This window comes from Massilia sp. LXY-5 (assembly GCF_059801075.1).
In genome coordinates, this window is record NZ_JBNNEH010000002.1 from 781803 (window position 1) to 806234 (window position 24432).

Sequence of the window (24432 nt, forward strand, 5' to 3'; positions counted from 1 at the left end):
GAGGAACCGTGAACCAGATGAACTTCCAGGAATGTATCGACGCCTGCGAGGCCTGCGCTGCCGCCTGCGACCGCTGCGCTGCCGCCTGCCTGCGCGAAGAAGACGTCAAGATGATGGCCGGCTGCATTGCGCACGACATCGATTGTTCCCAGCTTTGCCGCCTGGCGGCCGGATTCATGGCGCGCTCGAGTCCCTTTGCGCGGGAGTTGTGCCGCCTGTGCGCGGAGGTCTGCGCGGCCTGCGCGCAGGAGTGCGGGCAGCACGATGCGCAGCATTGCAAGGAATGCGCCGCGGCCTGCCGGCGCTGCGCCGACGCCTGCCGCGCGATGGCGGGAGCCGCGTAGGGTGGGCGGCTCTGCCTGGGCATGTGATCATCGATAGCGTCAATGCCGCCCACGCGTTCAGCCAGCCCAGGAAACCTCGCGGCGGAGCTGGCGTGCGTTGAACGTGTGGGCGGCCCCACCCTGCGAACACCGCAGGCAAACCTCGGTGCCGTCAGCCTGCCTTGTCCAGATTCCCCAGCGCGCGCGCCAGGAAGCCGGCGAACTGCGTCATCTCGGCTTTGCTGAAACCGGCAAACGCACTGACCAGTTTCGTCGACACCTCGGGCAGCACCTGCTCGATCAGCGCGCGTCCCTCCGGGCGCAGGGTGATCATGACGCTGCGGCGGTCGCCCGCACGCGTGCCCCGTTCGATCAGCCCGCGCGCGGCGAGGTCGTCGCAGACCCGGGTCAGGTTGGCGGGTTTTTCGTGGCAGGCCTCGCTCAACTCCGATGCGGTCGAGGTCTCGTCGAGGCTGCCGTACAGGATCGCCAGCACGATATAGCCGGTGTCGGCCAGGTCATGCGGCTTGAGCGCGGCGTTGGTGCGGTCGCGCAGGCGCTTCTGCAGATGGTGGTTCAGGCGCACCAGCAAGATCGGCTCGTACGGAAAGCCCGGGACCCGGGCTTCGATGTTGCGCAATCGTTTTTCCGTCGGCTCGAACTCGCTCATGAACGCTCCCGCTTGAATTAGCAAATTGTAACGGGCAGATTGTAACCGTCCCGGCTGCGCAGCGGTAGAGCGCTGCGGCCGGAGAAGCGCGCACGGATCGATCAACGGGCCGAATCGGCACCTTTGCCGCTGCGCGCCGCAACATCGGACTCCTGGTGACCGTCGGTCATCAGCGCGACGGCAGGCCTGGCGCTGGCGGCAGGGGCGCTGGCGGTGTTGCGGGCTACGCTGGCCGTCGACTTGCTGTCGTAGTCTTCCTGATGGCCGTCGGTCATGACGAGGCCGGCCGGGTTGGCGATTTTCACCCAGTTCGGATACACGTAATCGGCTTCCGATGGCGGATAGCTGCCGTCCTTGCGCGCCTGTTCGAGTTCGGCGACGACACGGGCGCGGACCGGATCGGTCGATGCCGGTTGGGCGAAAGCGCTGCCGGCGAGCAGGGTGGCGAGGAGGGCGGGGACGAGGTATTTGGCAGACATGGAAGGCTCCTGAAAATTCGGTAATTCAGCGCAAGGATTTGCGCGATGAATCTATTTTACTCCTGAATAGTTCATTTGTGTATTAACGCGCGAATTTTCGGGTTTGTGCGGTGTGCGCGGCCGTGCCCGCGGGCGTTCGTGGTGGGGGTAATGCGCAGAAAGATGGGCGGCGCGGGATCGGGCCGCCCTGTGGAGAGTGGCAAATGGATGAGTGCGTAACGCGTAGGGTCCTTGCGGCCAATGGCCGCAAGGACCCTACGTTACGCGGCGGCCAACGAAATCTACTGGCAGCTGAAGTTTGCGGCGTCCTCGATGCTGCCGGTGCCCTTGTAGCGTGCCACCTTCGGGTAGGCGCAAAGCGGCCGGGTACGGTTGGCCGCCCAGGTGGCCGGCACGTCCGCGTTGACGCCGCCGGCGTTGCCGGCGCCGCGCACGCTGGCCGTCACGCTGTCCGGCGCCTGGCCTTTTTCGACCCAGTTCACCAGCGGCGTCAGCATGTCGAACTGGTCGGCGGCGGGACCGCCCGAGCAGTGGTTCATGCCCGGCACCGGGAAGAAGCGCGCGAAGTTCGAGGCGTCGGAGCCGTTGGCGGCGCGCAGCTGCTCGTACCAGACCGTGGTGTCGTTGCTCGAGAAGATAGGGTCGCTGGTGCCGTGATAGACCATCATCTTGGCGCCGCGGTTCTTCAGCGTCGACAGGTTGCCCGGGTTCGGCGGCGTCATGAACGACAGTGCGTTCTCCGGATACGTCGAGCTGGTGGCGTTGATGCGCGCCAGCAGGCTGTCCAGGTTGGCGTTCAGGACGAAGTCGCGGCCGTTGAAGGTGGCCCGGTCGGCGGGCGGCACCGACCAGATGAAGGCGGCGGCGCCCGAATCGCGGTCGATCGGCGCGCCGAATTTCCACGACGCCCAGCCGGCCGTGGCCAGGCCCGCATCCCAGGGGAAGCTGGTGTAGATGGTGGCGCCGCTTTCGGTCTTCGCTCCGGCGAACAGGCCCGCGATCGCCGTCTTCTGCGCCGCGCTCAGGCAGGTACCGTCGCGCGTGCCGGAGCAGGTCGGCACGTCGCGATTCAGGTCGAAGGCTTTCTGGCAGGCCGCCGTGTCCTGCACCAGGCCGTCGGCGCTGCCGTCGAGCGCATCGCATTTGCCCAGCACCGCGTTCGAGACCAGCGCCCGTTCGGCCTGGGTGAAGCCGGTCGTGAGGTCGCCCGGCGTCGAGGCCAGCGCGGCATAGGTCTTGCCGCCGGCGATGTTCGCGATCGCGGCCAGCGGCAGGCGGTAGCCCGGGTTCCCGACCAGGAAGCCGTCGTACTGGTCGGCGTAGCGCGCCGCCGCCACCATGGCGTGGCGTCCGCCGTTCGAGCAGCCGCCGATATACGAGCGGTCCGGGCCCTTGCCGTAGGCGGCCTGGATGATGTTCTTCGCCATCGGCGTCAGCTTGCCGACTGCGGCGTAGCCGTAATCGAGGCGCGCCTGCGGATCGACGCCGAAGAAGGGCGTCGGCGCCTGGTGGCCGGCGTCCGAACTGATGACGGCAAAACCGAGGTTCAGCGCGTTCTCGAGCGGTCCGCCACCGCCCACCGGCCCGGTCGCGGTGACGACGCTGCCGTCGACGCCGCCGTTGGCCTGGTAGAAGAAGCGGCCGTTCCAATTGGCCGGCAGGCGCATCTCGAAGCCGATCGCATAGGCCTGGCCGTCGACCGGGCTGGTACGGCGGGCCAACTGGCCGGTGACGAGGCAGTGCTCGCCGATCGGTTTGCCGGCGATCGTCAAGCTGCCCGCCGGGATCGAGGTGGCGCCGGTGATCACGGTTTCGGGATAGGTGATGCGGGTCGCCAGTTCCGCGCAGGCGCCGAGCGTGGCGCCGACGGCCGGCGCGAGTTGCGGCAGCGGCGCCGCCTGGACCGGCGGGACGGGGGCGATGATGGGGCCGTGGTCGTTGTCGCTGTTGTTGCTGCAGCCCGCCAGGGCGAGGGCGGCAAGGCTTGTTGCGGTGGCGATTTTCAAAGCGTTCATGCGTGCGTACTCCTCTGCAAAAAAACAGATGGGGAACATCAGGATGGGGTGCGCAGGGCCGGGGCAGCCGGCCCTGCGATGCTGACTACGGAACCGGGACTCAGTCCGGCATCACGTCCTTGAGGGTGCCGATCGGCTGGTTGACCAGCTTGCCGTTCACGCGCTTGACCTCGCGGATGTACATGTTCTGCACGATGTCGCGGGTCTTCGGATCGATGCTGATCGGGCCGCGCGGGCTGTTCCACTTCATGCCCGAGAGGGTCTTGACGGCGGCGTCGCCGGTGACATTCCCGTTCAGCTTCTTGATGGTCTCGTAGATCATGCCCATCGTGTCGTACGCGGCGACGGTCACGAAAGTCGGAGGCTTGCTGTTCGGATTGGCGTCCGCATAGGCCTTCAGGAAGGTTTTGTTGGCGTCGTTGTCCAGCGCCGTCGAGTAATTCAGGACGGTCACCGCGCCCAGCGCTCGCTCGCCCAGGGCCTCCAGGGTCGGCGAGTCGCTCGTCATGTCGCCCACGCCGAGGAACTTGATGCCGGCCTTGTCCAGGCCCTTGTCGCTGTAGGCTTTCAGCAGGCCGATGCCGTCTTCCACGCCGGGCGCGAAGAAGAACAGGGCGTCCGGCTTTTCATCTTTTACGCGCTGCACGAAGGGCGAATAGTCGGGGTTCGCCAGCGGGGTACGCGCGGAACCGACGATCTTGCCGCCGCCTTCAGTAAAACCTTTGGCGAACAGTTTTTCGGCATCGTGACCCGTGCTGTAGTCGGAGACCAGCGAATACACGCGGCCGATCTTGTTCTGCGCGGTCCAGGTGCCGAAAGGTTCGGTCATCTGCTGCATCGTCATCGAGGTGCGCAGCATGTAAGGCGACTTCGCCGTGATGCCGGTCGTGACGGCGTTCATGACGATCATCGGCACCTTGCCCTGCGTCGCCACCGGCGCCACCGCGAGCGCGCTCGGCGTCAAGGAAAAGCCGACCAGGAAGCTGACCTTCTCGCGCCCGATCAGCTCCTGGGCCGCGCGCTTGGAGAGTTCGACGTTGCTGCCGCCGTCGTCGCGGTAGATGATCTGGATCTTCTTGCCGGCGACGGTGTCGCCATTCGCCTTCATCCAGGTCTTGATGCCGTCCTCGAAAGGCTTGCCGATGTTGACGAAGGGTCCGGTCAGGGCGGCGATGACGCCGATCTTGATGGTGTCCTGCGCCAACGCGCTGCTGCTCGCGAAGGGAAGGATGGCCAGGGTCATGCAGGCGAGGGTCTTGAGTTTCATGCTGTCTCCTTGTCGTTTTAAGTTTTATGCTGCGGTTTTAAGCTGCAACGATTACGCTTGAATCCGTTCCGTCGTACATCGCATCGACCAGGGCCGCGCGCCGCTGCAACACCGCCGCCTGGTTGATCGAACCCTTGTCGGTCTGCTCGCGCGCATCGATCGAAGGCGGTTCGGCGAGCAGCAGCATGCGTTCGATCCGGGTCGAGGAGCCGGTGGCATTCACGTTCAACGTCTCGAGCAGCTGCCCGAAGAAGGCGCGCACCGGCGTACTGGCCAGTACCTCGGCCGCCGGCGTCCCGGCCGGCAGCGTCGACAGCGCCAGGCAGTTGTCCATGCGCGGGAAGATCATCAACCCGATCGCGTGCCGGTCCAGCCCCGTGACGACGGCGTCCTGCACATAGGGCGCGCCCTGGCTGATGACGCGCGCCCGCAGCGGTCCGACGCTCACGAAAGTGCCCGAGCTGAGCTTGAAGTCCTCGGCGATGCGCCCGTCGAACATGAAGCCCAGTTCCGGCTTGCTCTCGTCGACGAAGCGCAGGGCGTCGCCGGTGCAGTAATAGCCGTCGGCATCGAAGGCCTCGCTGGTGAGGTGCGGCGCGCGCCAGTAGCCGGGCGTGACGTGCGGGCCGTGGAAGCGCGCTTCCAGCTTGCCGTCGGTCGGCACCAGTTTGACTTTGCAGCCCGGCGCCGGCACGCCGACATAGCCGGCGCGGCTGATCGGCCCGGTGCCGAAGGTGCAGGAAGGCGAGGTCTCCGTCATGCCCAGGCCGGTCATGATGCGGATCGATTCGCCGCAGCGTTTGAGCGCCACCTCGTCCAGGTGCTCCCAGGCCGCCTGCGACAGGCCGGCGCCGGCGCAGAAGAACAGCTTGACGCGCGAGAAGAAGGTCTGCGCCAGCTGGTCGTCCGTCTCCAGCGCTTCGGCCAGCATCTCCCAGGCGACCGGGATGTTGAAGTAGACCGTCGGCGCGATCTCGCGCAGGTTGCGCAGGGTGCCGGCGAAGTCCTTCGGCGTCGGGCGGCCGTCGTCGAGATAGAGGGTGCCGCCGTTGTACAGCACGATGCCGACGTTGTGGCTGCCGCCGAAGGTGTGGTTCCAGGGCAGCCAGTCGAGCAGCACCGGCGGTTCCTCGCCGAAGAAGGGGAAGGTCTGCAGCAGCATCTGCTGGTTCGAGCAGAGCATCTGGTGGGTCGTGATGACCGCCTTCGGCTTCTTGGTCGAGCCCGAGGTGAACAGGAACTTGGCGATGGTCGCCGGGCCGACTTCCGCGTTGCGCGCGTCGATCGTGGTCGGTTCGGTGGCGAGCAGCGCGTCGAAGCTGGCGGCCGTGCGGCCCGGTACTTCGCCGCGCGCCAGGATCAGTTCCGCGTCATCGGGCAGCACGGCTTCGAGGGCGCGTGCAAACGCCGTGCCGTCGCAGGCAAAGACGGCGCCCGGCGTCAGCTGTTCGATCAGGTCGCGCAGCTTGGCCGGGTCGGTCGCCACCAGGGAATAGGCCGGCGACAGCGGCGAATAGGGAATGCCGGCATACATCGCGCCGAGCGCGAGCTGGAAGTGCTCCAGGTCGTTCCCGGACACGATGACCAGCGGACGCTCCTCCGACAAACCGCGATCAAACAGGGCCTGGCCGATGCGGCGTACGTTGTGCAGCACGTCCGCATACGACAGGCGGACCCACTCGCCATCCGCCCCGCGGCGCGCGACCAGCGTGCGCTCGGGGTGTTCCCGCGCGCCGGACACCAGGCGGTCCGTGAAGCGCGCGGGGAAGGGCGCCAGCGGCGTCACGGCGTCCACATGCCAGACGCCGTCTTCCTGCCAGGCCTTGACCTCGGGGTTGCCGAGGGCGACCGCGCGCCGCTTCCCGCCGCCTGCCGGGCTTGAAACTTCATTCATCACGGCCTCCTCAGATCGGGAAGTGGCGCGGCGTCGTCTGGACCGTGATCCAGCGCAGGTCGGTGAACTCGGCGATCGCCGCCTTGCCGCCGAAGCGCCCGTAGCCGCTGCCCTTCACGCCGCCGAAAGGCATCTGCGCCTCGTCGTGCACGGTCGGCCCGTTGATGTGGCAGATGCCCGACTCGATGCGCTGGGCGACCGCCATCGCGCGGCCGATGTCGCGCGAGAACACGGCCGAGGACAGCCCGTATTCGCTGTCGTTGGCCATCCGGATCGCTTCCTCGTCGGAGTCGAAGCGCAGCACCGAGACGATCGGCCCGAAGGACTCTTCCTGGTAGACCAGCATCTCGGGTGTGACGTCGTCGACGATCGCCGGCTGCATGATGTTCCCTTCGACGCTGGTGCCCGACTGCGTGACCTTGGCGCCGCGTGCGCGTGCATCTTGCAGCATGTTTTCGACACGCGCCGCCGCGCTCGGGTCGACCATGCCGGCCAGCGGCGCGTCCGAACGTGCGGCCTTCAAAGTCGCGGTCTTGGCGGCCAGCTTTTCGACAAAGGCGGGGGCGATCTTGCGGTCGACCAGGATGCGGTCGGCCGACATGCAGATCTGCCCCTGGTTGAAGAAGGCGGAAAAGGCCGCCGCTTCCACGGCCGCATCGAGGTCGGCGTCGTCCAGCACGACGACCGGATTCTTGCCGCCCAATTCGAGCAGCACCGGTTTCAGGTAGCGTGCCGCCGTCTGCGCGATGATCTTGCCGACCTTGGTCGAGCCGGTGAAGTTCACGCGGCGCACGGCCGGGGCGGCGATCAGGCGTTCGACGACTTGCGCGGCGTCGTCCGGCGCATTGGTGATGACGTTGACCACGCCTTCCGGGAAGCCGGCGTCCACGAACACCTGGCCGATCAGGCGGTGCAGGGCCGGGCACAGCTCGGACGCTTTCAGGATCACGGTATTGCCGCAGGCGAGCGGCATGGCGACCGCGCGCGTGCCGAGGATGATCGGCGCATTCCAGGGTGCGATGCCGACCACCACGCCGCAGGCCTGGCGCACGCCCATCGCGAGCGAGCCGGGTACGTCGGACGGAATGACTTCGCCGGCGATCTGGGTCGTCATGGAGGCCGCTTCGCGCAGCATGTTCGCCGCCAGCGTCACGTTGAACTGGTACCACATCGGCGCACCGCCGCACTCGGCGACGGCGGCTTCGACGAACTGGCCGCGCAGCGCTTCCATCTTGTCGGCCGCTTTCAGCAGCAGCGTGCGCCGTGCGCCCGGCGCGATGGTCGACCAGGCCGGGAAGGCCGCCTGCGCGGCTTGCACCGCGGCGTCGACGTCGTCGAGCGTGGCGGCGGCGGCGCGGCTGGCGATTTCGCCGGTGGCGGGATTGCGGCGCTCGAAACTGGCGCCATTCGATGCGGGACGGGCCTGGCCGTTCAACAGCAGTTCTGCTTGGAACATCAGAGGTCTCCTCTATGTCGATTGGAAGGGGCGGCTACCTCGGAAACCGGGTGCCGCCTCCGTTTTTATTCTCTTACTGTCTTACGCGTCGCTTTTCGGACGCTTGTAGGTCTGCAGGCCCGGCTTGATCGTCTTATCGTCCAGGAACTGCTTGAGGCCTTCCTTGCGGCCCTTTTCCGGATCGCGCTGGTTCGACTGGTCGGTCTTGGCGTACAGGTAGTCCTCGCCTTGCTCCCAGGTCAGTTCGCGGCAGCGCTTGAAACCGATCTTCGCATAGCGCAGCACGACTGGATTCTTTTCCAGCAGTTTATTCGCCAGCTCGATGACGGCTTCGCGCAGCTGCTCCTTCGGCACGCTCTTGTTGATCAGGCCCATGCTTGCTGCTTCCTTGCCGGTGAAGGTGTCGCCGGTCATGATGTAGTGCAGCGCCTGGCGGTGGCCCATGGTATCGGCCACGGCCTTGCTGACCAGGTTGCCCGGCGGGATGCCCCAGTTCACTTCCGACAGGCCGAACACGGCGTCGTCGGCGGCAATCGCCAGGTCGCAGGCGACCAGCGGAGAAAACGCGCCGCCGAAGCACCAGCCGTTGACCATGGCGATGGTCGCCTTGCTGTACATGCGCAGCAGCTTCCACTGCCATTGCGAGCAGTCGCGCCGCATGCGTTCCTGCATGATTTCCGGCTTGCCGTCGGTCTCGCGGAAGTATTCCTTCAAGTCCATCCCGGCGGTCCAGGCGTCGCCGGCGCCGGTCAGCACGACCACTTGCGCGTCGTCGTCGAGCTCGAGGGTTTCGAGCACGTCGATCATCTCGCGGTTCAGCGTCGGGCTCATCGCATTGCGCTTTTCCGGACGGTTCAGGGTGATCCAGCCGATACCGTTCTCCACATCGACCTTGACGGTCTTCCAGCGCGCTTCGTATTTGGACATAATGTCTCCTCGTCGTAAGTTTTATTTATCAGGCTGCCTGATATGTGACTTATACTATTCGGACCTGATTCGCTTTGCAAGCACCTTTTTCATGACGACTTCAAAAAAACTTTCGGCAGCGAGCCCAGCCGCATCCGCCGCCGCCAAACCGATGGGCCTGGCCTACCTGGTGGGCCGCCTCGACCATGTGCTGAACCAGCGCCTGCGCGACAGCCTGGCGCCCGCCGGGCTCTCCGTGCCGCAATACACGGCGCTGTCCGTCTTCCGGGCGCACGGCTCCCTGTCGAACGCTCAGCTCGCCACACGGACGATGATTTCGCCGCAGTCGGCCAACGAGATGGTCAAGCAGATGGAAGCGAAGGGCTGGATTGCGCGCACGCCCGATCCGGCGCATGGGCGGATCATCCAGATCAGTTTGACGGCAAGCGGGGAGGCGGTGCTGGGGGAGTGCGATGCGAAGGTGGCGGAGGTGGAGCGGACCATGTTTCCGGAGCTCGATGAGGCGGGGAGGGTGGAGATGCTGGGGCAGCTGAGGGGGGCGGTGAGGGCCTTGAGCATGCAGGGAATCTGAGGCCACGGCGCCGCCTGTCGGTACAGATGACGCACTTGCCCGACTTTTCAGGCCGGCCTGCCGGTTCGGGAGTAGACTGAAGTTCTCACCTCGCATGCTGTTGACGGCACCATCCGCATTCATACCGGAAAGGACCGATCGTGATCGTCGTCTACAAATACGGCTACCCACCCGGCACGGCGACGCCCGATATCAGCCCTTTCGTCGTCAAGCTCGAAACCTGGCTGCGCATGTCCGGCATCCCCTATGAAACCCGCACCGGCACCCGCCGCGACATGCCGAAAGCCAAGTTGCCGTCCGCGCGCGTGGATGGGCAGCTGATCGCCGACTCGTCCTTCATCATCGATTATCTCCAGCAGCACGACCCCCGCGCGCTGCGCGACACCCATCTCAGTGCCTTGCAACAGGCCCAGGCCGAGGCGATCAAGGCCCTGGCCGAGAGCCAGCTGTATTTCGTCGGCTACTACTTCCGTTGGTGCGTTGCCGGGAATTTCGACCGTTACCGGCCCTTGCTGCTCGACTACGCCAGGCGCAGCGTGCCAGCCTGGCAGCGCTCCTTGCTGCCGCTGCTCGGGAATGTGGTCCTGTCCATGATCCGGCGCCAGAAGGCACGCCAGGCATGGGAGCAGGGCATGGGGCGCCACAGCGACGAAGAGGTGCTGGCCATCGGCCGCAGTGGGGTGCAGGCCCTGGCCACGCTGCTCGGGCAGCAGGATTACCTGTTCGGCGCGCTTCCGAGCACCGTCGACGCGAGCGTGTATGGCCTGTTGCACACGCTCGTCAGGCATCCGTTTCCGGGGCCGTTGCAGGACTTCGCGCTGGCGCAGGCGAACCTGATGGCCTACCACGACCGCATCGCGCAGCGCTACTGGGCATAGGGTCGGCGATGAGGCAGCGGCTCGACGTCGAGTTCATATCCGGCCAGGAAGGCGAACATTGCCGGGCCTGGCTGTACGAGCCTGAGGGAAAGGGCCCGTTTCCGGTCATCGTCATGGCGCACGGCCTGGGAGGCACGCGGGAAATGCGCCTGGATGCCTTCGCGGAGCGCTTTTCCGGCGCCGGCCATGCCTGCCTCGTCTTCGACTACCGTCACTTCGGGGCGAGCGATGGCCATCCCCGGCAATTGCTCGACATCGGCCGGCAGCTGCAGGACTGGTCTTCCGCCATCGCCTTCGTGCGGCAGCAGGAAAACTGCCGGGCCGACCAGGTCGTGCTGTGGGGAACGTCCTTCAGTGGCGGCCACGTGCTCGTTGCCGCGGCGGAGGACAGGCAGGTCGCTGCCGTCATTGCCCAGTGCCCATTCACTGACGGTATCGCATCCGCACTGGCCATGGACTGGCGCAGCAGCGTCAAGGTGACGGCCAACGCCGTCTGCGACGTGCTCCGGTCGGCTGTGGGAATGTCGCCGCTGTTCGTGCCTGCCGCAGGTCCGCCGCGCTCCGCGGCGCTGATGACCGCGCCGGACGCGCAGCCCGGTTACCTGGCGCTGGTGCCCACGGAAACGCTCTTCGACAACCGGGTCGCCGCGCGCTGCGCGCTGGACATTATTCCCTACCGGCCGGGCCGCAGGGCGGCGCAGCTAACCTGTCCAGTGCTGTTCTGCATTTGTGAAGCCGACTCGGTCGCCCCGGCCGGGCCAGCCCTGCGTTATGCAGGAGAGGCGCCCGGCGCCGAGGTGCGCTTGTATGCGCACAGGCACTTCGACATCTATGTCGGCGCAGGCTTCGAGGGAGTCGTTGCCGACCAGCTCGCGTTTCTGCAGCGCTGTATTGCGTGACAGGGGGGCTGTGTCAGCGCCCGCGGCAAACGAACCCGTATTCGGTCACGCTGCAGTCGCGCTTGATGCATTGCGCCGCATGATATCCATGTTCCCTGCACGCTTTCAGCGTTGCTTCCATCGAGGTGTCCGGTCCTGATCGCTTTTCTGTCGCAGCGACGCTTGCGCGCGCGAGCTGGCGGGCGGGGGCGGGTTCGGGCTTGGCCTTTGCGCGCCTGGCTGGCGCGTCGGACCGGGCGCGCTCCTTCTGGCTCGATCGCTTGGGTATCGGGTAGATCCGTCCTTGTTCCGCGGCAGGGGCAGGTTTCGAAGACGTCCGCGACTCTGCCGGGCTTTCCGCCAATGAAGCGGGCTGTTCAGCCTTGGCGGCAGGGGCCGGATCAGCCTTGGCGGCAGCGCGCGGCTCAGGTGGCAGGTAGACAAGGGGCGGCACGGACGACGCAGGACGGCTCGCGGGTTCGACGGGCCCTGGGCCGGCGTCGGCCCGAGGCGCCGGCGCCGGCGCCTGTGGAACGACTGCCTGACGCTGCACGGCCTTGTCGGCCTGCGGCTTGGCCTTCACATCGTCGGCGATGCGCGCGAGCGCTCCTGCATCCTTGCGCTCCTGGTACAGCCACCGGCCGCCCAGACCGAGGAGGGCAACCGACAGCAGGCAGGCACCCCACAGCAGATAGCGCTGCCTGGACCGCGTGGCGCGGGCAGGAGGCGTGAACGGATTGTCTGCCTGCAGTTCCGGCGAGGGCAGGGTGAAGTCGAACAAAGGGTCTTGCGGCGTGGTCGGGGCGTCCGCCGGATCCGGAGCGAGCGTGGGCCGGGCCGGAGGAACGGCAGGCTCGTGCATGGGCCGGGCTGGAGGAATGGCAGCCTCGGGCATGGGCTGGGCTGGAGGAATAGCAGCCTCGAGTATGGGCTGGGCAAGAGGAACAGCAGGCTCGGGCATGGGCTGGGCTGGAGGAACAGCAGCCTCGTGCATGGGTCGGGCCGGAGGAACAGCAGCCTCGTGCGTGAACGCGGCCGGAGGAATCGCAGCCTCGTGCGTGAACGCGGCCGGAGGAATGGCAGGCTCGTGCATGGGCCCGGCCGGGGGCGCGGGAAGCTCGTGCCGGGGTGCGGCCGGCGCCACGGGAGGAGCATGCGGCTGCACTGGCGCCACATACTGGGCCTCAAGGGCCGCGATTTCCTCGAAGACGTTGTCCAGATCCAGAGGGGCCGGTGCTTGCGCCGGCTGCTGCGGCGTGGGGATGTACGGCTCGGCTGCGGGCGCCTGCCTCCATACGCCGAGGGCGGAGCGGGGCCTGGCAGGCTGCGCCTTCGCTGCGGGCGCAAGCGCGTGCACCTCGCCGGCCGCGTTCGATGGTCCGGCTGGGTTGGAAGGCGCAAGGGATGATGCCGTGTTTTCGCCGATGTCTTCAAGCAATTGCGTCTTCATGATGTGCTACCCACTTCTACGTTCCAAGCGTAGAGCTTAGCGCTTTTTGAAAATCGGGATCGCGCAGTTTGTAAGGAGATGTGAGTTTGTGGCGGCTACGCCTGAAAGCGCCTGACTCAGCGCCGCAACTCCGACATGATCTTCTCCGCCAAAAAATCGCAGGGCGGTCGCTTCGACTTGCTGCTGCGCGCCAGGATCACCTCCAGCGCATCGATCTCCGGCAAACCCTGCGCCTGCCCCAGCAAGCTGAGGTGGGCAGGCACCGCGCAGCGGGCCAGCGGCGCGATCGCCAGTCCAGCCTCGACCATGCTGAGCAGCCCCATCAGGCTCGGGCTTTCGTACGAAGTGCGGTACGGAATCTTCGCCCGCTCGAGACTGCGGATCGCATTTTCCCGCGCCACGCTGCCCGGCAGGAAAACGGCAATCGGCAATGGCCGCTCGCGCCAGATATCGGACGCCCCGGGGCTCGCCGCCCAGACCATCGGCTCGAAGCGGATGAACTCGCCCGACAGCCCTTTTACGCGCGTCGCGCAGACCAGGTCGACCGATCCGTCCTTGACCATCGGCGCCAGCGCCACGCTCGGCAGGCCCACCACCTGGATCTCGACCTTGGGGTAGGTGGCCGAGAATTTCTTGAGGATCGAGGGCAGCAGGGAAGACGCGTAGTCGTCGGGCACGCCGATGACGACGCGGCCGGTGATGTCGGGCCGCACCACGGCGGCCCAGGCTTCGTCGCGCAGCGCGAGCATGCGCCGCGCGAAGCTCAGCAGGACCTCGCCGTCCTGCGTCGGCGTTACGCTCCTCGGGCCGCGCACGAACAGCGGTTTGCCGAGTGCCGTCTCCAGGGTCTTGATCTGCATGCTCACTGCCGATTGCGAGCGGTGCACGACTTCCGCCGCGCGGCTGATGTTGCCGGTATCGGCGACCGCCACGATCATCGCCAGTACGTCCAGGTCGAGTGCTTTCATAGGTATCAGATAAGTAGATAGGTACGATCAATATTATGCGATTTTCTTAGACTAGCACCTAGTGCATAGTATTGGAAAAGGAGCCCATCATGAACGCACGCACCGACCCAGCCATTCTCGCCGCCCCGAAGGTGTATTTCGCCACGATGCCGTCCGGCATACGGGTGCCTTACGTGACTTCCGGTTCCGGCGCGCCGCTGCTGTTCGTCCATGGCTCGCTGTGCGACTACCGCTACTGGAACAGCCAGACGGGGGCGCTCTCCCGGCACTTCCAGTGCGTGTCGGTCAGTCTCGGCCATTACTGGCCGGGCGAGGACGCAGCGGTGCAGGGAGAGTTCAGCTGGAAGCGGCACGTCGACGAACTCGCCGAGTTCATCGGAGCGATGAACGTCGGGCCGGTGCACCTGGTCGGGCATTCGCGCGGCGGCTGCGTCGCCTTCCAGCTGGCGCGCGCATATCCCGACCTGGTCAGGACGCTGACGCTGGCCGATCCGGGCGGCCCCCTGGAGGTGGATGGAGCGACGCAGGCTGCCCTGCCGCCGGCGACCGAAGCGCTGCGCGCGAACGTGGCCGGGCTGATCGAACGCGGCGCGATCGAGGCCGGGCTGGAACTGTTCGTCGACTCGGTCAGCATGCCCGGCATCTGGCGCCGCAGTTCCCCAGGCTTTCGCATGATGGCGACCGACAACGCGGCCACTTTACCCAAGCAGTTCCGCGATCCCTTGCCCGCCTATACGCAGGCAGCAGCAAGCGAAGTGCGCTGCCCGACCTTGCTGATCGCCGGCGAGAAGAGCCCGCGCATGTATCGCGACAACGTGGACCAGCTGGCGCAATGGATCGCGAACGCGCAGCAGCAGGTGGTGCCTGGCGCCTCGCACGGGATGAACGTGACGCATGCGGGCACGTTCAACCGGCTGCTCCAGGCTTTTGCCGGCGAAGGGCCGGCCTGAAGCCCTCAGCCGCGCGCGATCACGAGCATTCCCGCTGCGATCAGCGCGGCGCCCGCCAGTTTCGCCGGCGTGATCGCCTCATGCAGGATCCACCAGGCCAGCAGCACGGCGACGACCACGCTGCCCTTGTCGATCAGCGCCACCGTGGACACGTCGCCCAGTTTGATCGCCTTGTAATAGAAGATCCAGGAAGCCGCGGTCGTGACGCCCGACAGGCCGAGCCAGAAGAAATTCTTCCAGGTGAGCGTTTCCAGCTGCGAGAAGGGAACCACCACACTGGCGAACAGCAGCACGAACACGAAGACGAAGCAGGTTCGTATGGCCAGTCCCAGGTCGCCCGAGATGCCGGTCAGCCCGAGCTTGGCAATCACCGAGGTAAAGCCGGCGAATGCCATCGAAAAGAATGCGTATGCGACCCAGCGCTCCATTAATCGGCCTTTCTATAACCGTATAAATCGTTCGGCGCACAGGTACGGAACCCGGCGAAGATGTCGTCGCGCCCGGGCGCATAAAAATTGCGGAACTGCGGCGACTGCAGGCGCGGCGGCGTCGCGAAGGAGGCGCCGCGCAGGGTCTGGCAGCTGCCGAACGAGGGCTGCGAATACTCGCGGTAGCGGTCCGCGCTGAAGCCGGGGTAGGGCAGGAAGGGCGATGCCGTCCATTCCCATAGCTGGCCCCAGCTGAAGCCGGGATGGCCCGCGCCGGCCGCGAATTCCCACTCTTCTTCGCGCGGCAGGCGCCTGCCGGCCCAGCTGCAGTAGGCCTCTGCTTCGTGCAGGCTCACGTGGCGTACGGGCGCCGCCGGATCGAGCGGCACCGGGCTGCCGAAGCGCAGCGTGTGCCAGTCTTCGCCCGTCCGTTGCCAGTAGCGCGGGGCCCTGCGTTCGTGTTCCATCAGCCATGCGCGGCCGGACGCGCTCCAGTGCCGGGGATTCTCGTAGCCGCCATCGCGCATGAAGGCTAGCCAGGCCGCATTCGATACCAGGCCGGCGTCGATCGTGAAGGCGGCGACGCGGCAGGGCGCGGCCTGCCGTTCGTTGTCGAACACGAAGCCGCGCGACTGCTCGCCGCCGAGCAGGAAGTCGCCGCCGGCAAAGGAGATCTCGCCCGCCGCTGGGGGCTGCGGCGTGTACGCCCCGAATGCGGGCGCCGCCGCGCCCAGCGTCTGCAAGGTGTAGAGCAGGGCTTCGCCGTGCATGTCCTCGTGCGCCAGCACCAGGCGATACGGGTAGAGCGCCGCGTCGTCGTCAAGCGTGTGCGCCAGCCGCTCGCGTATCGCGTCCAGCACCTCGCAGCACCAGGTCTGGATTGTGCCGGGGGCCGGCAGGTCGAGGGCCCAGCGCGTGTCGTGGGCCACCGTGTTCGAGTCGAACCAGCTGTCTGCCTTCGCCAGCAGCGAAGGGCCGGCGGCGTCGCCGGGCTGGCTGCTGCGCGCCGCGCGCAGGACGAACCATTCGGCGAACCAGGCGACATGCCCCAGTTCCCACAGCGGCGGGTTCAGGATGGGAAGGTGCGGCACCTGCGCCGCCCGGTCGTAACCGCTGGCTGCGAGGGCGTCGAACAGGGCCAGCGTGTGCCGGCGCGCATCCTGCAATGCGGCGCCCAGCGCGCGCGGGTTCATCCGGCGAAACGATGCTGAGGTCTCTGTCATGTATCCATTGTAGGGGATCGTGCGGCTACTGGCAGTGCCTGAGGTACAATTCGCATTTGCACAAATGTAGATTTCCGGCGCTATCCCGGCAGTTTTCGCTGCCCGGCGCGACCATCGCAAACCCCACGGCCTTCGGCCATACCAATGCTCGCATGAAGCACACCCACAACTGGCGCGACAGGATGCGCGTAGAACTCTCCGATTGGCAACTCTGGTCGGGGAGGGCGGTCGTGGTGGCGCTGGCGGTGCTGGCCGGGCTGACCGTGGTCGCGTTTACCTGGCTGTGCGAAATCGCCTTCGATGCCTTCGACTGGTTGCGGATCGTAATCTGGTGGAGCCCGCTCATCTGGACGCCGGCCTGCACCGCCGCCATCGTCTGGTTCACGCGCCGCCATGCCGCGGGCGCGGCCGGATCGGGCATCCCGCAAGTGATGGCGGCGCTCGAACCGGCGCTGCCGCCCGAACGACGCGGGCTGTTCGTGGCGCTGCGCCTGAGTATCGCCAAGGTCGGCCTGACCGCGGGTGGCCTGCTGGCCGGACTGTCGCTGGGACGCGAAGGCCCGTCGGTGCAGATCGCGGCCGGCGTCATGCTGCAGGCGCGGCGCCTCCTGCCCGCGCGCACCTCGATCAATGCCCATGGCCTGTTGGTGGCCGGCGGCGCGGCCGGCATCGCCGCCGCCTTCAACACGCCGCTGGCCGGGGTCATGTTCGCCATCGAGGAACTCGCGCGCGCGCCCGAGCAGCGCAGCAGTGGCCTGATCATCACCGCGATCGTGCTGGGTGGCCTGGTGGCCGTGTCGGCGCACGGCAACGCGACTTATTTCGGCGTCATCCACATCGGCGCAATCGGCACGGCGCTGCTCCTGCCCGGCATCGCGGTGGCGCTCTGTACGGGCGTGGCGGGGGGATTGTTTTCGCGGCTGATGATCGCCTCGACCGCCGGCCTGGGCGTCGACCCGATGAGCCGGCTGCGTGCACGCAGGCCGGTGCTGTTCGGTGCCGTTTGCGGCCTGGTCGTGGCGGTGATCGGGCTGGTCACGGCCGGGAGCACCTTCGGCTCGGGCTATGCGCCGACCAGGTCGATGGTCGACGGCGTCGCGACCATGCCGATGATGTACGCGCTCTTCAAATTCCTGGCGACCTGGCTGAGTACCTGGTCGGGTGTGCCGGGCGGGATTTTCGCGCCTTCGCTGGCAATCGGCGCGGCACTCGGCAACGACGTCGCCGTGGCCTTTTTCCAGACCCAGGCGCCGGCCCTGATCGCGCTGGGCATGGTCGGCTTCCTGGCCGCCGCCACGCAGGCGCCGCTGACGGCCTTCATCATCGTCATGGAGATGGTCGATGGCCACGCGATGGTCCTGAGCCTGATGGCCTGCGCGCTGGTGGCGAGCATGCTGGCGCGGATCATCAGTCCGCCGCTGTACCCGTCGCTGGCGCGCATGCAGCTGGCGCGCGCCGGGATGGGATGAGACACTGGCCGCTAGCCGGTGCGTGCGGCACGCGCGGCCAGCAGCGCCATTCCTGCGGCCGCCAGCAAGACCACGGCGCTCGCGCTGAAGGTCGCGCGGTAGCCGGAGCCGTCGAACAGGATGCCGCCGACAGTGGCGCCGAGCGCGATCGCCGGCTGCACCACCGCCACCATCAGCCCGCCGCCGGCTTCCGCGTCCTGCGGCAGCGTTCTGGCGAGCCAGGTCCACCAGCCGACCGGCGCCGCGGTGCCGACCAGGCCCCAGACGCCCAGCAGCAGGGCGGTCGCGAAGGGCGAGGCGCCGAAGACCATCAGCCCGACCCCGATCGCCGCCATCAGCAGCGGGATCGCGACCAGCGTCCGGTACAGCCCCTCCTTCAGGAAGGGGCCGATCACGGTGGTGCCGATGAGGCCGGCCACGCCGATCACCAGCAGCATCAGCGAGGTCGTCGTCGCACTCGCATGCGTCACGCTCTCGAGGAAGGGGCGCAGGTAAGTAAGCAGCGCGAACTGCCCCATGAAGAACAGGCTGACCGCAGTCATGCCGCGGGCGACCGGTGGCCGCCTGAACAGCGTGAACACGTTGCCGCTGCGTTGCGTGCGCCCGGCCGGCATCGCGGGCAGGCTGACCCATTTCCAGGCCAGGGCCAGCGCCGCGACCGGGATCAGGAAGAAGAAGGCACCGCGCCAGCCGACCAGCGCGCCGAGGAAGCTGCCCAGCGGCGCCGCGACGACCGTGGCCAGGGCATTGCCGCCGTTGACGATGGCGAGCGCCTTCGGCACCTGGTCCGTGGGCACGAGGCGCATGGCGACTGCTGCCGACATCGACCAGAAGCCGCCGATGGCCACGCCGATGAACGCGCGGCCGGCCATGAAGACGGAATAGTTCGGCGCAAAGGCGGCGATGCTGCCGGCGACGACCATCAGCAGGGTCAGGGCCAGCAGCAGGACCTTGCGATCGAGCTTGCCGGCCAGCGCAGGCAGCGACAGGCTCGTCACCAGGGCGAAGGCCCCGGAGACCGCGATCGATTGCCCGGCCTGGCCTTCGGTGACGTGCAGGTCGCCGGCGATGGAGGTCAGCAGGCTGACCGGCATGAACTCCGAGGCGACCAGCGCGAACGCGCCGAGCGAGAGGGCGAACACGCCGCCCCAGGCCGCCGGCATACGGACGGCGTCCGGCGCGGTGGTTGTGGAAACCGGCGCCTGCATCTCAGCCACCCAGCGTCGCGCTGTCGATCACGAAGCGGTACTTGACGTCGCCCTTCAGCATGCGCTCGTAGGCTGCGTTGATCTCGTCGGCCCGGATCATTTCGATGTCGGCGACGATGCCGTGTTCGGCGCAGAAGTCGAGCATTTCCTGGGTCTCGGGTATCCCGCCGATCATCGAGCCGGCCAGCGCGCGGCGCTTCATGATCAGGTTGAACACCTGCGGCGACGGGTGCGGAGACGATGGCGCGCCGACCAGCACCATGGTGCCGTCGCGTTTCAGGAGCGTGAGGAAGGCGTCGAGGTCGTGCGGCGCGGCGACCGTGTTGACGATCAGGTCCAGCTTTTGCGCCTGCGCGGCCATGGCATGTGCGTCGCGCGAGACGACTACTTCATGCGCGCCCAGCGCTTGCGCATCCTGGCGCTTGCTTTCGGAGGTCGTGAACGCGACCACGTGGGCACCCATCGCACGGGCCAGTTTGATGCCCATGTGACCGAGGCCGCCGATGCCGACGATGCCGACGCGCTTGCCCGGCCCCGCATTCCAGTGGCGCAGCGGAGACCAGGTCGTGATGCCGGCGCACAGCAGCGGCGCCACGGCGGCCAGCTGTTCTTCCGGATGGCGCACGCGCAGCACGAAGCGCTCGTCGACGACGATCTGCTCGGAGTAGCCGCCCAGGGTATGGCCGGGGGCATCCGCGGTGGGGCCGTTGTAGGTTCCGACCATGCCGTCGCAGTAGTTCTCGAGGCCGTCCTCGCAATCGGCGCAATGCCTGCAGCTGTCGACCATGCAGCCGACGCCGACCAGGTCGCCGACCTTGTATCTGGTCACGTGGGCGCCGGTGGCGGAGACACGGCCGACGATTTCATGGCCCGGTACGCAAGGGAAGAGGGTGCCGGCCCATTCGGCGCGCACCTGGTGCAGGTCGGAGTGGCAGACGCCGCAGTAGGCGATGTCGATCTGCACGTCGTGCTGACCCGGCGCGCGGCGGGTGATGTCCATCGATTCGAGCGGCTTGTCGGCGGCGTGGGCGCCGTAGGCTTTGACGGTCATGGGTTTTCCTTTGAAAGAGTTGCGCCAGCGCTGGAGGCGTGGCGGGACAGGACGCATGGTAGCGGCAAACGTCAAGCGAAAACCGGGCGGGGATTGCTTGGGCTTATGAATGCCCGTCATGAATGGAGGGCATGTTTCAGCTTATGGCTTACTGAAAGAGGCTGCGGGCATTCGGCTCGCCTGCGTTCGGGTTTTTCGTTTATTGTAGGCAAACGGTCAATTAAAACATTCGGGAGCGCCACATGCTGCAGAGCTGTCTGAAGGCCCAACGGTGCTCCTGGCTGGCCCTGCCTGCAGGCCGGCCGCGTTAGGAGCTGACATGCCCGGTCAAGGACAACGTCTGCAGGTACTCTGCGGTGGAATCTTCAGCCTGCTGCTGTCGCTGGGCGTGGCCCGCTTCGCCTATACGCCGCTCCTGCCCCTGATGCAGGAGCAGGCGGGCCTCGGCGTTCGCGCGGCCGGCTGGCTTGCGGCCATCAACTACGCAGGCTATCTGTGCGGCGCCCTGGCTGCTTCCTCCATCGGCGACCTTGCGCTCAAGGACCGGCTGTACCGGGTCGGGATGGTGATCGCCGTGGTGAGCACCCTGGCGATGGGTCTCACCACCGATGTGGTCCTGTGGGCGCTCCTGCGCTTCGTTGGCGGACTGAGCGCAGCCGCCGGCATGCTGCTCGGGACCGGCCTGATTCTCCATTGGCTGATCCGGCATGACCATCGCAGCGAACTCGGCATCCACTTCTCCGGCATCGGGCTCGGCATCGCCGGTTGTGCGGCGCTGGTGGAATTCCTGACCCAGGGACTGGACTGGCGCGAACAGTGGTTTGCGTTTGCGGCGGTGGGCGCGTTCCTGCTGATTCCCGCCCTGCGCTGGGTACCCAGGCCCGATGCGAGCGGCGTGACGACGACCGGCCAGAAGATGGAAGACCGGCCGCCCGGCGCGCTCTATCTCCAGATTTTTATCGCCGCCTATTTTTGCGCAGGGTTTGCCTATGTCATCGGCGCCACCTTCATCGTTGCCATCGTCAACAAGCTGCCTGGCCTGGCCGGGCAGGGAAACCTGGCTTTCCTCGCCATCGGCATCGGCGCGGCGCCGGCCTGTATCGTCTGGGACCTGGTCGCCCGCCGCACGGGCGACCTGAACGCCCTGATCCTGGCCGCCGTCCTTCAAATCGCCGGGATCCTGCTGCCGCTGCTGGCCGGCGGCCTGGTCATGACCATCGTCGGTGCCCTGCTGTTTGGCGCGACCTTTGTCGGGATGGTCAGCCTGGTCATGACCATGGCCGGCCGCTACTACCCGAACCGGCCCGCCAAAATGATGGGAAAAATGAGCATGTCCTACGGGGCGGGACAAATTGTCGGTCCGGCCGCCACCGGTGCGCTCGCCGCCCATTTCGGCAGCTACGAGGTGGGGCTGTACCTGGCCGCGGCGATGATGCTCCTCGGGACCTGCCTGTTGCTGGTCCTCCGATCGGTGGACAGCGGAGCGGAGGCGCGTGCGGCCGCCGGCAGGGAGCCTGCGCGTCGCCAGGCGAGGCAGTCCGGGCGCTCCTGATCGTTCAGCCATCGCGCGGACAAAAACGGCCAGGATCGGCCAGCCTGCCTTCGCGTTCCGCGCAGCCTTCGTATTCCGCGAAGCGCCAATTGCCGATATCGGGAAAAGCTGCATAATCATCCATCTCACCACTACCGGCCGTCGGAAAAAGAAAGGACATCGTGGATCTCAAGCTCACCAACAAACTGGCACTCGTCACCGGCAGCACCGCCGGCATCGGCCGTGCAATCGTCGAAGCGCTGGCACGCGAAGGCGCACGCGTGATCGTGAACGGGCGCACCCAGGCCGCGGTCGATGCGGCGATTGCGGAAATCAACACCTCCACCGGCGCGGACGTGCTCGGATTCGCCGGCGATCTCGGCACCGCAGCCGCCGCCGAGGAGCTTGGACGCCGGTATCCGGCTGTCGACATCCTGGTCAACAACCTGGGCATTTTCGAGGCGAAGCCGTTCGAGGACATTCCCGACGAGGACTGGATGCGCTTTTTTGAAGTGAATGTGCTGAGCGGCGTGCGCCTGGCGCGCCTCTACCTGCCATCGATGAGGCAGCGCAACTGGGGCCGCATCATTTTCATTTCGAGCGAAAGTGCGATCCAGATCCCCACCGAGATGATCCATTACGGCACCACCAAAACCGCCCAGCTGGCGGTGTCGCGCGGTCTTGCCGAAACGGTGGCGGGCACCGGCATTACGGTCAACAGCATTCTCCCGGGGCCTACCAGGTCGCGCGGCGTCAGGGACTTTGTCGAAGAGCTGGGCAAGGCGCAAGGCATGTCATTCGACCAGACCGAGAAGGAGTTCTTCGAGAAGGCGCGTCCGACCTCGCTCATCAAGCGCTTTGCCGCACCGGAGGAAGTCGCTTCGCTGGTGGCGTACATCGCCAGCCCGCTGGCGTCCGCCACCACGGGCGCGGCCTTGCGTGCGGACGGCGGAGTGGTGAAGAGCGTGGTCTGACTACCCGTGGCGGATCGAGAAGCGCGGTCGGTCAGCAGAAACAGACAGGAAGATGTACGTCAGGCGGCTGCGACGACGGTCCCCTGCGCGAGCGCGCACAGCGTTTCGACACCCTCTACCACAACGAAGATCTCGCACTGGCACACGGCCTGGCGCTTGCCCGCACTACGTGCCCTGGCACGCGCCAGCAGGTGCGACCCCTTGGCCGGCTTGATGTAATTGATCTTGAATTCCGAGGTCAGCGCATTGCCGCCCAGGGCCAGGCCGCCAGCGAAGGTAATGGCGTTATCCGCCAGGTAGCTGAGCACCCCGCCATGCACGAAGCCATGCTGTTGCCTGTGGTGGTCCGCTATCCGCAGGGACAGTTCGGCATGATCGGACCCGACCTGGGTCAGCTCGGCACCGATGAACTGGCTGAAAGCTTGCGATTCAAACACCTGATGGGCGAACGCCGATAAATTTTCCATCGTATTTCCCAGGGGGCTAAATTGCTGTTACTGTAAAAGATGGTCGCTTTGCTATGCCAATCGGAATATTCGTACCTGGCATGTTCTCAAGAGTTCATCTGCTCTCGTCCATGGCTGCAACCATCAGCCGCTTCACCCCAGCTGGCCACCCATCCCGTGAGCGAGTGGAACCAGGAGGTCGGCAATGACGTCACCCTGAAGTGGGCCATCTACAAGTTCAGCGAATTCACGCATCTGGTTTCGCAGCTCGGCCATGCGTGCAGTAGGCTCGGCTTGTGTCGCCCAGCAGAGTTCGGACGGCCATTGGGCATACGCGAAATAGTGGCCGTCGGCGCACCGATGCAAACGCGACCCCAGACCGCCTCGCTCATCGCGAATAAGCCTGGTCAGTTCCAGCCAGGCGTGCTCGAAGTCTCGCTCATGGCCAGAGGCTACTTTCCATCTAAAGTAAATCGCGTGCATCACATCCTGTCGGGTTGTGGCCAAATCCTTCTGGCCGCAAGTCGATACCAGTTTGCCGTTAATAGTTCAGGCAGCAGGACCCCTTGCCATGGTTACAGGAGCGAAGGTCCGCTCACGCGTATAAATGCCGACCGCTTTGCCGTATATCTCAGTTTCCGCTTCATAAGTCAGGCCAAGGCGCCCGGCAACGCGCAGCGATGCTTCATTGGCTGAAGCAATGAGCGCCCGAACTTTGGGTTCGCGTCGGATCTCGAACGCATGGTTCAGGGCCGCCGCCGCCGCTTCGTTCGCGAATCCCTGGCCCCAAAAGGCCCGATAGGTATTCCAGCCAAGTTCCATCACGGTGGAGTCCTCGCGAAAGAACGCGCCGACAGTCCCGATGAGTTGACCAGTCTCCTTTCCCTCGACAGCCCACCATCCGGCGCCATGGATGAGCCATAGTCCGGCTTGTGAACAGAAGATGCGCCATGCAGCTTGGCGGTCGGCCAGGACCAGGTGGGCCGAGCTGACAGGGTCGGCGCAATGCGCTGCGAAGGCGTCAAAGTCCTCCCGTCGATATTCACGAAGCACGAGTCGTTTCGTGTGAAGGGTGGGAACAGAAGTGATGAACTCGCTATTCATGAGCCAGATTCCATGTGCTGGTGCCGGATAAGTATGGCTCAGTGTACGAGCTTGTTGCCATCAGAGCAAGTAACAGGCGCGCGCGCAGCGGGCGTCGGTTTGTTTTGTCATACGGCCGGCCGCGTTGCGGGGCAGGCTGCGCATCGCGCAATGCGCGAACCACAGGTATGCCGTGATTGTCTTAAAATAGACCGGCTATCCAATCCGCCGCACCTTGCCGTCGAGCGGCCGGGCACGCAGCCGGGCGCATCCGCGGCTCGCCGGGCGCACGG

25 protein-coding genes are annotated in these 24432 nt (G+C 66.3%); 8 read left to right on the forward strand and 17 right to left on the reverse strand.

What is annotated here, in order from left to right:
* Positions 1-17 precede the first annotated feature (17 nt).
* Entirely contained in the window at positions 18-344 is a 327-nt protein-coding gene (locus ACI48I_RS07050) for a four-helix bundle copper-binding protein (RefSeq protein WP_227496750.1), read from the forward strand.
* A gap of 151 nt (positions 345-495) precedes the next feature.
* Here ACI48I_RS07050 and ACI48I_RS07055 read toward each other — a convergent pair whose 3' ends face one another.
* The 7 genes from ACI48I_RS07055 to ACI48I_RS07085 all read right to left on the reverse strand — a co-directional run bounded on the left by ACI48I_RS07055 (position 496) and on the right by ACI48I_RS07085 (position 9031).
* Positions 496-993 (reverse strand): MarR family transcriptional regulator, encoded by a 498-nt coding sequence (locus ACI48I_RS07055; RefSeq protein WP_193685210.1) that lies wholly within the window; start codon positions 991-993, stop codon positions 496-498.
* Positions 994-1094: 101 nt separating this feature from the next.
* Positions 1095-1472 carry a DUF4148 domain-containing protein gene (locus tag ACI48I_RS07060; protein WP_498573723.1) on the reverse strand — a complete coding sequence of 126 codons (378 nt, stop codon included), beginning with the start codon at positions 1470-1472 and terminating at the stop codon, positions 1095-1097.
* Between the two features lie 281 nt (positions 1473-1753).
* The gene (locus tag ACI48I_RS07065; protein ID WP_498573724.1) at positions 1754-3487 is read right to left on the reverse strand and encodes a tannase/feruloyl esterase family alpha/beta hydrolase; all 1734 of its coding nucleotides are present in this window, start codon (positions 3485-3487) and stop codon (positions 1754-1756) included.
* A 100-nt stretch (positions 3488-3587) separates the two neighbouring features.
* Complete coding sequence (locus tag ACI48I_RS07070) at positions 3588-4754, reverse strand: ABC transporter substrate-binding protein (RefSeq protein ID WP_193685213.1); 1167 nt, start codon at positions 4752-4754, stop codon at positions 3588-3590.
* Between the two features lie 37 nt (positions 4755-4791).
* Positions 4792-6648 carry a feruloyl-CoA synthase gene (locus ACI48I_RS07075; protein ID WP_498573725.1) on the reverse strand — a complete coding sequence of 619 codons (1857 nt, stop codon included), beginning with the start codon at positions 6646-6648 and terminating at the stop codon, positions 4792-4794.
* A gap of 10 nt (positions 6649-6658) precedes the next feature.
* Entirely contained in the window at positions 6659-8104 is a 1446-nt protein-coding gene (locus ACI48I_RS07080) for an aldehyde dehydrogenase (protein WP_498573726.1), read from the reverse strand.
* An 81-nt stretch (positions 8105-8185) separates the two neighbouring features.
* Positions 8186-9031: a p-hydroxycinnamoyl CoA hydratase/lyase gene (locus ACI48I_RS07085; RefSeq protein ID WP_193685216.1), complete on the reverse strand. Its 846-nt coding sequence runs from the start codon at positions 9029-9031 to the stop codon at positions 8186-8188.
* 91 nt (positions 9032-9122) lie between these two features.
* Here ACI48I_RS07085 and ACI48I_RS07090 point away from each other — a divergent pair, with 91 nt between their 5' ends.
* The 3 genes from ACI48I_RS07090 to ACI48I_RS07100 all read left to right on the forward strand — a co-directional run bounded on the left by ACI48I_RS07090 (position 9123) and on the right by ACI48I_RS07100 (position 11379).
* On the forward strand, positions 9123-9602 hold the full coding sequence (locus tag ACI48I_RS07090; protein WP_193685217.1) for a MarR family winged helix-turn-helix transcriptional regulator: 480 nt from the start codon (positions 9123-9125) through the stop codon (positions 9600-9602).
* Between the two features lie 140 nt (positions 9603-9742).
* Positions 9743-10480, forward strand: coding sequence for a glutathione S-transferase C-terminal domain-containing protein (locus ACI48I_RS07095; RefSeq protein ID WP_498573727.1), 738 nt, complete (start codon positions 9743-9745; stop codon positions 10478-10480).
* Positions 10481-10488: 8 nt separating this feature from the next.
* Positions 10489-11379: an alpha/beta hydrolase gene (locus tag ACI48I_RS07100; RefSeq protein ID WP_498573728.1), complete on the forward strand. Its 891-nt coding sequence runs from the start codon at positions 10489-10491 to the stop codon at positions 11377-11379.
* A gap of 13 nt (positions 11380-11392) precedes the next feature.
* On the opposite strand, the gene ACI48I_RS07105 is transcribed toward ACI48I_RS07100, so the two are convergent.
* Both ACI48I_RS07105 and ACI48I_RS07110 read right to left on the reverse strand, forming a co-directional pair.
* Entirely contained in the window at positions 11393-12808 is a 1416-nt protein-coding gene (locus ACI48I_RS07105) for a hypothetical protein (protein ID WP_498573729.1), read from the reverse strand.
* 116 nt (positions 12809-12924) lie between these two features.
* Positions 12925-13776 carry a LysR substrate-binding domain-containing protein gene (locus ACI48I_RS07110; RefSeq protein ID WP_193685220.1) on the reverse strand — a complete coding sequence of 284 codons (852 nt, stop codon included), beginning with the start codon at positions 13774-13776 and terminating at the stop codon, positions 12925-12927.
* 89 nt (positions 13777-13865) lie between these two features.
* On the opposite strand from ACI48I_RS07110, the gene ACI48I_RS07115 reads away from it, so the two are divergent.
* A complete protein-coding gene (locus ACI48I_RS07115) occupies positions 13866-14726 on the forward strand; it encodes an alpha/beta fold hydrolase (protein WP_498573730.1) in 861 nt (286 codons plus the stop codon).
* Between the two features lie 5 nt (positions 14727-14731).
* Here ACI48I_RS07115 and ACI48I_RS07120 read toward each other — a convergent pair whose 3' ends face one another.
* Together ACI48I_RS07120 and senA are read right to left on the reverse strand one after the other, a co-directional pair.
* Positions 14732-15154, reverse strand: coding sequence for an EamA family transporter (locus tag ACI48I_RS07120; protein ID WP_193685222.1), 423 nt, complete (start codon positions 15152-15154; stop codon positions 14732-14734).
* Positions 15154-16377 carry a selenoneine synthase SenA gene (gene senA, locus ACI48I_RS07125; RefSeq protein ID WP_498573731.1) on the reverse strand — a complete coding sequence of 408 codons (1224 nt, stop codon included), beginning with the start codon at positions 16375-16377 and terminating at the stop codon, positions 15154-15156. Before senA ends, ACI48I_RS07120 begins: the two co-directional genes overlap by 1 nt.
* Positions 16378-16529: 152 nt before the next feature.
* On the opposite strand from senA, the gene ACI48I_RS07130 reads away from it, so the two are divergent.
* Positions 16530-17846 (forward strand): chloride channel protein, encoded by a 1317-nt coding sequence (locus ACI48I_RS07130; protein ID WP_193685223.1) that lies wholly within the window; start codon positions 16530-16532, stop codon positions 17844-17846.
* A gap of 11 nt (positions 17847-17857) precedes the next feature.
* On the opposite strand, the gene ACI48I_RS07135 is transcribed toward ACI48I_RS07130, so the two are convergent.
* Together ACI48I_RS07135 and ACI48I_RS07140 are read right to left on the reverse strand one after the other, a co-directional pair.
* Positions 17858-19054: an MFS transporter gene (locus ACI48I_RS07135; RefSeq protein ID WP_498573971.1), complete on the reverse strand. Its 1197-nt coding sequence runs from the start codon at positions 19052-19054 to the stop codon at positions 17858-17860.
* Position 19055: 1 nt separating this feature from the next.
* On the reverse strand, positions 19056-20105 hold the full coding sequence (locus ACI48I_RS07140; protein ID WP_498573732.1) for an NAD(P)-dependent alcohol dehydrogenase: 1050 nt from the start codon (positions 20103-20105) through the stop codon (positions 19056-19058).
* 319 nt (positions 20106-20424) lie between these two features.
* On the opposite strand from ACI48I_RS07140, the gene ACI48I_RS07145 reads away from it, so the two are divergent.
* A complete protein-coding gene (locus ACI48I_RS07145; protein ID WP_498573733.1) occupies positions 20425-21657 on the forward strand; it encodes a YbfB/YjiJ family MFS transporter in 1233 nt (410 codons plus the stop codon).
* A gap of 4 nt (positions 21658-21661) precedes the next feature.
* Here ACI48I_RS07145 and ACI48I_RS07150 read toward each other — a convergent pair whose 3' ends face one another.
* The gene (locus ACI48I_RS07150; protein WP_193685226.1) at positions 21662-21817 is read right to left on the reverse strand and encodes a hypothetical protein; all 156 of its coding nucleotides are present in this window, start codon (positions 21815-21817) and stop codon (positions 21662-21664) included.
* Between the two features lies 1 nt (position 21818).
* Here ACI48I_RS07150 and ACI48I_RS07155 point away from each other — a divergent pair, with 1 nt between their 5' ends.
* Positions 21819-22610 carry an SDR family NAD(P)-dependent oxidoreductase gene (locus tag ACI48I_RS07155; protein WP_193685227.1) on the forward strand — a complete coding sequence of 264 codons (792 nt, stop codon included), beginning with the start codon at positions 21819-21821 and terminating at the stop codon, positions 22608-22610.
* Between the two features lie 59 nt (positions 22611-22669).
* Here ACI48I_RS07155 and ACI48I_RS07160 read toward each other — a convergent pair whose 3' ends face one another.
* The 3 genes from ACI48I_RS07160 to ACI48I_RS07170 form a co-directional block, all read right to left on the reverse strand.
* Positions 22670-23077, reverse strand: a complete 408-nt coding sequence (locus ACI48I_RS07160; protein WP_498573734.1) for a PaaI family thioesterase — start codon at positions 23075-23077, stop codon at positions 22670-22672.
* A 132-nt stretch (positions 23078-23209) separates the two neighbouring features.
* A complete protein-coding gene (locus ACI48I_RS07165) occupies positions 23210-23539 on the reverse strand; it encodes an antibiotic biosynthesis monooxygenase family protein (RefSeq protein WP_498573735.1) in 330 nt (109 codons plus the stop codon).
* A 66-nt stretch (positions 23540-23605) separates the two neighbouring features.
* Positions 23606-24160: a GNAT family N-acetyltransferase gene (locus ACI48I_RS07170; protein WP_498573736.1), complete on the reverse strand. Its 555-nt coding sequence runs from the start codon at positions 24158-24160 to the stop codon at positions 23606-23608.
* Between the last annotated feature and the right edge of the window lie 272 nt (positions 24161-24432).

What these genes read in the sequence shown, in the direction of transcription:
- ACI48I_RS07165 (WP_498573735.1), bottom strand. Translation starts at nt 23,539, where the DNA reads ATGCACGCGATTTACTTTAGATGGAAAGTAGCCTCTGGCCATGAGCGA.
- ACI48I_RS07105 (WP_498573729.1), bottom strand. Translation starts at nt 12,808, where the DNA reads ATGAAGACGCAATTGCTTGAAGACATCGGCGAAAACACGGCATCATCC.
- ACI48I_RS07060 (WP_498573723.1), bottom strand. Translation starts at nt 1,472, where the DNA reads ATGTCTGCCAAATACCTCGTCCCCGCCCTCCTCGCCACCCTGCTCGCC.
- ACI48I_RS07170 (WP_498573736.1), bottom strand. Translation starts at nt 24,160, where the DNA reads ATGAATAGCGAGTTCATCACTTCTGTTCCCACCCTTCACACGAAACGA.
- ACI48I_RS07090 (WP_193685217.1), top strand. Translation starts at nt 9,123, where the DNA reads ATGACGACTTCAAAAAAACTTTCGGCAGCGAGCCCAGCCGCATCCGCC.
- ACI48I_RS07050 (WP_227496750.1), top strand. Translation starts at nt 18, where the DNA reads ATGAACTTCCAGGAATGTATCGACGCCTGCGAGGCCTGCGCTGCCGCC.
- ACI48I_RS07065 (WP_498573724.1), bottom strand. Translation starts at nt 3,487, where the DNA reads ATGAACGCTTTGAAAATCGCCACCGCAACAAGCCTTGCCGCCCTCGCC.
- ACI48I_RS07145 (WP_498573733.1), top strand. Translation starts at nt 20,425, where the DNA reads ATGCCCGGTCAAGGACAACGTCTGCAGGTACTCTGCGGTGGAATCTTC.
- ACI48I_RS07075 (WP_498573725.1), bottom strand. Translation starts at nt 6,648, where the DNA reads ATGAATGAAGTTTCAAGCCCGGCAGGCGGCGGGAAGCGGCGCGCGGTC.
- senA (WP_498573731.1), bottom strand. Translation starts at nt 16,377, where the DNA reads ATGACAGAGACCTCAGCATCGTTTCGCCGGATGAACCCGCGCGCGCTG.
- ACI48I_RS07085 (WP_193685216.1), bottom strand. Translation starts at nt 9,031, where the DNA reads ATGTCCAAATACGAAGCGCGCTGGAAGACCGTCAAGGTCGATGTGGAG.
- ACI48I_RS07120 (WP_193685222.1), bottom strand. Translation starts at nt 15,154, where the DNA reads ATGGAGCGCTGGGTCGCATACGCATTCTTTTCGATGGCATTCGCCGGC.
- ACI48I_RS07150 (WP_193685226.1), bottom strand. Translation starts at nt 21,817, where the DNA reads ATGTCCTTTCTTTTTCCGACGGCCGGTAGTGGTGAGATGGATGATTAT.
- ACI48I_RS07070 (WP_193685213.1), bottom strand. Translation starts at nt 4,754, where the DNA reads ATGAAACTCAAGACCCTCGCCTGCATGACCCTGGCCATCCTTCCCTTC.
- ACI48I_RS07100 (WP_498573728.1), top strand. Translation starts at nt 10,489, where the DNA reads ATGAGGCAGCGGCTCGACGTCGAGTTCATATCCGGCCAGGAAGGCGAA.
- ACI48I_RS07115 (WP_498573730.1), top strand. Translation starts at nt 13,866, where the DNA reads ATGAACGCACGCACCGACCCAGCCATTCTCGCCGCCCCGAAGGTGTAT.
- ACI48I_RS07160 (WP_498573734.1), bottom strand. Translation starts at nt 23,077, where the DNA reads ATGGAAAATTTATCGGCGTTCGCCCATCAGGTGTTTGAATCGCAAGCT.
- ACI48I_RS07140 (WP_498573732.1), bottom strand. Translation starts at nt 20,105, where the DNA reads ATGACCGTCAAAGCCTACGGCGCCCACGCCGCCGACAAGCCGCTCGAA.
- ACI48I_RS07130 (WP_193685223.1), top strand. Translation starts at nt 16,530, where the DNA reads ATGAAGCACACCCACAACTGGCGCGACAGGATGCGCGTAGAACTCTCC.
- ACI48I_RS07110 (WP_193685220.1), bottom strand. Translation starts at nt 13,776, where the DNA reads ATGAAAGCACTCGACCTGGACGTACTGGCGATGATCGTGGCGGTCGCC.
- ACI48I_RS07080 (WP_498573726.1), bottom strand. Translation starts at nt 8,104, where the DNA reads ATGTTCCAAGCAGAACTGCTGTTGAACGGCCAGGCCCGTCCCGCATCG.
- ACI48I_RS07135 (WP_498573971.1), bottom strand. Translation starts at nt 19,054, where the DNA reads ATGCAGGCGCCGGTTTCCACAACCACCGCGCCGGACGCCGTCCGTATG.
- ACI48I_RS07055 (WP_193685210.1), bottom strand. Translation starts at nt 993, where the DNA reads ATGAGCGAGTTCGAGCCGACGGAAAAACGATTGCGCAACATCGAAGCC.